Annotated in this window: 4 protein-coding genes; all 4 read left to right on the top strand. The window is 64.7% G+C overall.

The window, feature by feature from the left end; genetic code table 11:
- Window positions 1-328 precede the first annotated feature (328 nt).
- The 4 genes from B7L68_RS05590 to B7L68_RS05575 all read left to right on the top strand — a co-directional run bounded on the left by B7L68_RS05590 (window position 329) and on the right by B7L68_RS05575 (window position 6844).
- Window positions 329-2002, top strand: a complete 1674-nt coding sequence (locus tag B7L68_RS05590) for a 2-oxoacid:acceptor oxidoreductase subunit alpha (protein ID WP_101958013.1) — start codon at window positions 329-331, stop codon at window positions 2000-2002.
- A 2-nt stretch (window positions 2003-2004) separates the two neighbouring features.
- On the top strand, window positions 2005-2913 hold the full coding sequence (locus tag B7L68_RS05585) for a thiamine pyrophosphate-dependent enzyme (protein ID WP_081246699.1): 909 nt from the start codon (window positions 2005-2007) through the stop codon (window positions 2911-2913).
- Between the two features lie 132 nt (window positions 2914-3045).
- Window positions 3046-5409: a tRNA(Met) cytidine acetyltransferase TmcA gene (locus B7L68_RS05580; RefSeq protein WP_081246698.1), complete on the top strand. Its 2364-nt coding sequence runs from the start codon at window positions 3046-3048 to the stop codon at window positions 5407-5409.
- Window positions 5410-5527: 118 nt separating this feature from the next.
- Window positions 5528-6844 carry an APC family permease gene (locus tag B7L68_RS05575; RefSeq protein WP_081246697.1) on the top strand — a complete coding sequence of 439 codons (1317 nt, stop codon included), beginning with the start codon at window positions 5528-5530 and terminating at the stop codon, window positions 6842-6844.
- Window positions 6845-6870: the final 26 nt, after the last annotated feature.

The raw sequence follows: 6870 nt of genomic DNA, 5'->3' as shown, positions 1-6870 counted from the left end.
CGGGCCTTCCCAGTCGAGATGAGTGCTGTGCCGGACGCCGGGTCGTAGTCGAGCAAGATCATGGGGGCGTGAGTCCCAGCATATAAAAGGATCCGTCGGGTTCACGGCGCGGTTTGCCCAGTGAACTTGTCCGTTCACGCCGTGAACTACGCCGTCGCCAAACCTTTATATTTGGTGCGCCGGGAAGTTGCCTAGAGGGACTGCGGAGGGGCCTCCGCCGATCTGTCCGTACATACGCCCGGCGCATTGATATATACCGGGATGCGGCGCTCGTTACGGCCTGAAGCAGATTCCATAATTAATATTAATGAAAAACGGAATCAGCTACATGGACGTCACGATCAGAATAAGCGGCGCCCAGGGCGAGGGGGTGGAGTCCGCCGGCAGGCTCGTGGCTCTTTCCCTCGCGAGGCTTGGCTACCACGTCTTTGCGTTCCGCCAGTACGCCTCGATAATAAAGGGGAACCCCGCCATGTTCTACCAGATCAGGGCTTCCGACAGGAAGATATACAGCCACGGCAACTGGAACTCCTACGACGTCCTCGTGGCGCTCAACAAAAACGCCCTGGCGGCCTACGAGGGGAGGGCCAAATACGTCATCTACGACGCGGCGGATAGGCAGAGCCCGCAGCGCGCCGGCGAGGTCCCCGTCCCGCTGACGGAATACGCCTTGAAGGCAGGCAACAAGATAATGAGGAACACAGTCGCCGTGGGAGCCCTCATGGGGCTTCTCGGCGTCGATCTGTCGATCCTCGCGGAGCTCCTCAGGAGGGAGTTCGGCGAGAAGGGCGAGAGGATAGCGGAGCAGAACATACAGGCGGCCGAGATGGGGATGCGCCACGCCGCCAAGGCCGCAGGGAGCGTCTGGGGGCTCTCCAGGGCCGGCGAGAGGCGGCTGCTCATGTCGGGGGCGGAGGCGTTGGCCGTGGGCTCCATACTGGCCGGCATGAGGTTCTACGCGGCCTACCCCATGACTCCGGCCAGCCCCATAATGCACTTCCTGGCCGAGGCCGGCCCCAAGTTCGGCGTCGCCGTGGTCCAGGCCGAGGACGAGATAGCGGCCATGAACATGGTCGTGGGGGCCTCCTTCGCGGGGGTCAGGGCGGCCACGGGCACGTCGGGAGGCGGCTTCGACCTCATGCATGAGGGCTTCGGCCTCGCGGCCATGATCGAGACGCCGGCCGTGGTCTTCTTGAGCCAGAGGGGCGGCCCGAGCACCGGCCTCCCCACGGAGACGGAGCAGGCGGATCTGCTCATGTCTCTGGCTCCGTCGCACGGCGAGTACCCCCACGCCGTCATTGCGCCGTACAGCATAGAGGACGGCCTATACGCCGCCGCCAAGGCCTTCAACGTAGCGGAGAAGTACCAGATGCCGGTCGTCGTGCTCACAGACCTCTACTTCAACGAGTCCCTCGCGACCGTGGACGATATAGACTGGGGCAGGTTCAAGATAGAGAGGGGGCAGCTGGTCACCTCCCCCGTGGTCTGGGAGGAGTACAAGCGCTACAAGCTGACGGACGACGGAGTGTCGCCGAGGACGGTGCCGGGGATCCCCGGCGGCATGCACGTCGCGACGAGCGACGAACACGACGAGCGGGGCGACGTAATAACAGACAGACATCTGCCCGAGGTCAGGAGGGCCATGCACGACAAGAGGATGAGGAAGCTCGCAAAGGTGGCCGAGGAGATGGAGGGGCCGGCCTCCTTCGGCTCGGGGGAGATCGCCCTGGTGGCGTGGGGCTCCACCGCCATGCCTGTGCTGGACCTCCTGTCCCATCGGCGCGACCTCGGCGCGGTGGTCTTCAGAGATCTCTATCCGCTGAACAGAGAGGCGGCGGCCAAGGCGCTGGACGGCGGAAGGGCCTTGATAGACGTGGAGCTGAACCGCGAGGGGCAACTGGCGCTCTACCTCAAGAGGGAGCTGGGCGTCGAGTTCAAGAGGAGAGTGCTTAAGTGGTGGGGCGAGCCCTTCAGCGTGGACGAGCTGTCCGAGCTGGTGTAGCCATGGCGTCGGTCAAAGTCCAAGTCGACAGGAAGCCCATGGATTTCGCCGCGGCGAGGGCCCCCATCTGGTGCCCGGGCTGCGGGGACTACGGCATACTGGAGGCTCTGAGGAGAGCCCTCGCCGAGGTGGGGGCGAGGAACGAGGACGTGGTCTTGGTGTCCGGAATAGGCTGTTCCTCGCAGCTGCCCCACTTCATGAAGACCTACGGCGTGCACGGCATACACGGCCGCATACTCCCCGTGGCCACAGCCATAAAGATATCGAACCCCAGGCTGACCGTGATAGGGGTGGGCGGAGACGGCGACGGCTACGGCATAGGCCTCAACCACTTCCTGCACGCCGCTAGGCGCAACGTGGGGGTTGTCTACATCGTCTCCAACAACCAGGTCTACGGCCTCACGACGGGCCAGATGTCGCCGACCACCCTCAAGGGCGTCAAGACCAAGACCACGCCCTACGGCTCCATAGACTCGCCCGTAAACCCCCTGGCGCTGGCCCTCTCGGCCGGGGCCACCTTCGTCGCGAGGGGCTTCAGCGGCGACGTGGCGCATCTGGCGCAGATAGTCTCGGAGGCCTTGAGGCATAGAGGATTTGCGCTTGTCGACGTCTTGAGCCCCTGCGTCACGTTCAACCGCATAAACACCTACGACTGGTTCAGAGCGCGTGTGTACAAGCTGGAGTCGGCCGGCCACGACCCCGCCGACTTCGAGCAGGCGTACAGGAGAGCCCTCGAGTGGCCCACGCTCGACCCCTACGGCAAGATACCCATAGGGGTGTTCTACAGAAGGGAGGACCTGCCGGCGTACGAGGAGGAGGTGGCCAGACTGCTCGGCGGCAGATCGCCCTCAGAGGCTCCGCTGGAGCTGACGAGGGAGCAGCTGGCGGAGCTGATGTCCCACTTCGGCTGAGGCGCGCTCCGGCCGTTGCCGGCCGTCGCGGCGTTTTCGCGGGCCGGTCCCCGCGGACCTGGCTCCAGGCCCGGCGTTGCCGCGTCGTCCGCTCGACGCGGAAAGGTTTTAACCCCGTTGGGAGGGGCGGCAGTGCTGAAAGTGGAGCTGGCGGAGGAGCTCGTAAAGGCCAGGAGGGCCCGCCACCGGAGGCTCGCCGCGATCGTCGGGACGGACGACCGGAAGGTGGCCGAGGCGGTGGCGGACGCCTTGAGGGCGTTCGAATCCGTCGCGGGGGGCGGGCGGGGGCTCTATATGTTCCAGCCCGAATACGCCGACGCCAACAGGAGGCAGAACTACGTCAGGGACCTCCTCGAGGGCTCGTCGCTCGAGGTGGAGTTCAGGCCGTATAAGGACACGCCGAGGCTTCTGGGGACCACCTACGACTTCGCGGTCCTGGATCTCGTCAACGATCTGAAGCCCAACGACGTGGGGAGGCTCGGGGGAGTCGTGGCGGGGGGCGGCCTATACGTCTTGGCGGTCCCGCCGCTGGAGGTCTGGCGGTCCTACATAACCAAGTTCCAGGCGACGCTACTGGTGCCGCAGTACAGGCCGAACGACGTGAGGCATAGGATGAAGGAGAGGTTCTGGAGGAAGCTCTGGGAGCACGACGGCATAGTGATATACGACGCGGAGAGGGGGGAGGTGTTGAGGAGGCCCTCGTCCGAGCCTCCCGAGTGGGTCAAGCCGGAGGTCAAGACGCCCGAGAAGGCGGTTATACCCGTCAAGATCTACCAGCTCGCCGCTACGCAAGACCAGGTGGAGGTCCTCCGCATGATGGAGGGCCTCTACGAGAAGCCGAGGCGGAAGCAGGCCTTGGTGGTGATCGCGGACAGGGGCAGGGGCAAAAGCGCCGCGCTCGGCCTGGGCCTGGCGGGGCTCGGGCATCGGCTCAGGAAGGCGAAGTCGCAGGTGCAGCTGGTGGTGAGCGCCATGGAGTATCCCAACCTGCAGACCCTCGCCGAGTTCCTCCTCAAGGGCCTCAAGGCGCTGGGCTACAAGCCCGGCGTCGAGAAGGAAGGGGGGGAGATCAGGTCGGTCAAGGCCAAGGGCATATTCGTCGACTTCATAACTCCCTATCAGCTGTTGAAGCGGGAGAGGGCCGACATAGTGGCCATCGACGAGGCGGCGGCGGTGCCCCTCCCCATACTGTACGCCGCACACGGGAAGTTCGACAGGACCATCTTCGCCACGACCATCCACGGCTACGAGGGCGCGGGGCGGGGGTTCTCCATGAGGTTCCTCGAGAGCCTCAAGAAGGACCCCGACACGGACGTGAGGATCTACGAGATGGAGGAGCCCATCCGCTACGGCAAGGGCGACCCGGTGGAGAGGTGGCTCTTCGACACGTTCCTCCTCGATGCGGAGCCCGACGAGCTCGGCGACGAGGACTACGCGTTGATAAGGGAGAGGAGGCTGCGCTACCTCGACGAGGGCGAGATAGCGGCTGACGAGGCTAGGCTACGCCGGTTTTTCGGCATATACGTCCAGGCCCACTACAGGAACGAGCCCGACGACCTGGGGATGCTCCTCGACGCGCCGCACCACACTGCCCGCGCCGTCGCTCTGGAGAACGGCAAGGTGGTGGTCTCGCTGGAGCTGGCCGAGGAGGGGGGCCTCGGCGACGACTTCATAGAGGACGCCCTGAGGGGCCTCAAGCTGCCGGGCAACATACTGCCCGACCGCTTCCTGAAGTACTGGCGTCTGCCCGAATTCGCCAGGCTCAGGGGGTGGAGGATCGTGAGGATCGCTACGCACCCGGCGGCGCAGGACATGGGGCTGGGGACCGAGGCCTTGAGGATGGTGGAGGAGGAGGCCAGGAGGAGGGGGTACGACTGGGTGGGGGTCGGCTTCGGCGTCTACGGCAAGCTCCTCAGGTTCTGGATAAGGAACGGCTACGTGCCCATCCACATATCGCCGGAGCGCAACCCGGTGTCGGGCGAATACAGCGTCCTGCTGATAAAGCCTCTGAACGGGAAGGCGGCGGAGCACGTGAGGTACGCCAACGTGGAGTTCAGGAGGAGGTTGCTCCACTCCCTCATGGGCCCCTACAGCGATCTGGACCCCGCCGAGGCCAGAATGCTCCTGGAGGACTGGGGCTGGGACATAGAGCCCAAGCCGGAGCTCTCCCGCAACCAGATAGATAGGCTTGTGGCCTACGCCGTAGGCCCCATGACGTTCGAGAACGTCTCCGACGCGCTTTACTTCCTCGCGGCGCAATATTTCTACTCCTCGCGGGCGAGGAGGCCCTCCCTAGGCGAGGCCCTGGAGCTGGCCCTGGTATCCAAGGTGCTGCAGGCACGGCCGTGGAGGGAGGCGGCTGAGGGCGTCGGGATCCGGAGGGGCACCCTCATGCTCATGTTGAGAGAGATAACCAAGATACTTCTGTTCTACTACTACGGCGGCGAGTTCGAGGTGCCGCTGTTCGTCGTCGGCGTGGTGAGGGGCGAGGACTGACTGCGACTCGCGGCGTCGGGCCTCCGACGCGCGACGGGCCGGCTGCGCGCAGCCGGGCGGCCCGGCGTCTGTGCCGTCGACGGCTAAAAGCTTAAATACATATGTAAAAGGGATGTCGATGGGGCCCAGCCATGGGTCTCGCCGCCATCTGCATCGAGAGATCGGCCTTCTGGACCTCGTCTTCCTCAGCTTCGGGGGGCAGTCGCCGTTCCTCAGCATTTTGTCCTACGGCGTATTGGTCTTCACGTCGGTGGGCGCCATCGCGCCTCTGGCGATAATGCTGGGGACGCTGATGGTGTTGATCAACGGGCTTGTGGTCTACAGGCTGTCCACGAGGTTCACGCAGACCGGCGGCTACTACACATATGCGTACTATTCCCTCACCAAGAGGCTCGGCTTCGAGACCGGCTGGCTCTACACGATATACGCGGTGCTCTACGGCGCCGCCTACGTGATAGCCGCGTCCTCGATACTCGTCGAGGTGGTGGGCCTCCCCCCTCTGGCCGTCCTCACGGCGATCTTCGCGGCGTCCTCGATCTTCTTGATCTTGGGCATAAAGCCGACGGCGCGCTACGCCATGGTGGCCAGCGTGGTCGAGGCGGCGGCCATGGCCGCCGTGGCTCTCCTGTTCCTCTCCTCGACGGGCTGGCGGCTCTACAACCCCCTGTCGGCGCCGGTCGCGCCGGGCTCCCTAGCCGCCGCGGCGATACTGGGCGCCGGCATACCCACAGGCTACGGATCCATAACGCCGGTGTCCGGCGAGGTCAGAAACCCCAGGCGCAACGTGCCTCTGGCCGTGATCGCGGTCATATTGATGGGAGGCGGTCTAGCCGCCCTGGACGTCTACGCCATAGCGGATCACTTCATATATTTGGGCGGGGCCGGCGGCTCGATACTGGACCTCATGGCGCTTAGATTCGGGCTGTTGACCCTCTCCTTCGTGCTGTTCGCGGCGATCAACGACGGCGTGTTGGCCACTCTGGCCTTCATGATAGCGGCCTCGAGGACGCTGTACGCCATGTCCTTCCACGGGCTAATACCGAGGAAGCTGAGCGAGGTCAAGGGTAGGTCCGGCCCGCTCTACGCATCGCTGGCCACGATAGCCCTATACGCGCTGACGCTCTACTCCTCCTACCTTGCCCTGGGCCTGGCCGCCGCGTTCGCAACGCTGGCGTTGATCTCCATGTTGGCCAACTCGGTGGTCCACGTCTCCGCCAACTTCTCCCTGTTGAGGATATCGTGGAAGAGGGCATCCAAGAGGAGGCTGGAGCTCCTCCTCTCCGCGGCCGCCACCGCGTTGACGATATACCTCCTCCTGCAGAGCCTCGGCGACATACCGCTCCCGGTGGTGACGGGCTTCATGGCCTTGCTGGTGCTCGGGTTCCTGGCGGCCGAGGTGAGGGAGATGGTGGCGGGCGAGGAGGAAGAGGAATAGATATTAAGCCGGCCGAGGGCTACGAC

This window comes from Thermoproteus sp. CP80, assembly GCF_002077075.2.
In the GTDB taxonomy this organism is placed as follows: domain Archaea; phylum Thermoproteota; class Thermoprotei; order Thermoproteales; family Thermoproteaceae; genus Thermoproteus.
Note: the sequence above shows the minus strand (reverse complement) of the source record. Positions and strands in the feature narration are given on the sequence as shown.

Excerpts from the sequence above, each read along its gene's own strand:
- B7L68_RS05585 (WP_081246699.1), top strand. The coding sequence starts at position 2,005 with ATGGCGTCGGTCAAAGTCCAAGTCGACAGGAAGCCCATGGATTTCGCC.
- B7L68_RS05575 (WP_081246697.1), top strand. The coding sequence starts at position 5,528 with ATGGGGCCCAGCCATGGGTCTCGCCGCCATCTGCATCGAGAGATCGGC.
- B7L68_RS05590 (WP_101958013.1), top strand. The coding sequence starts at position 329 with ATGGACGTCACGATCAGAATAAGCGGCGCCCAGGGCGAGGGGGTGGAG.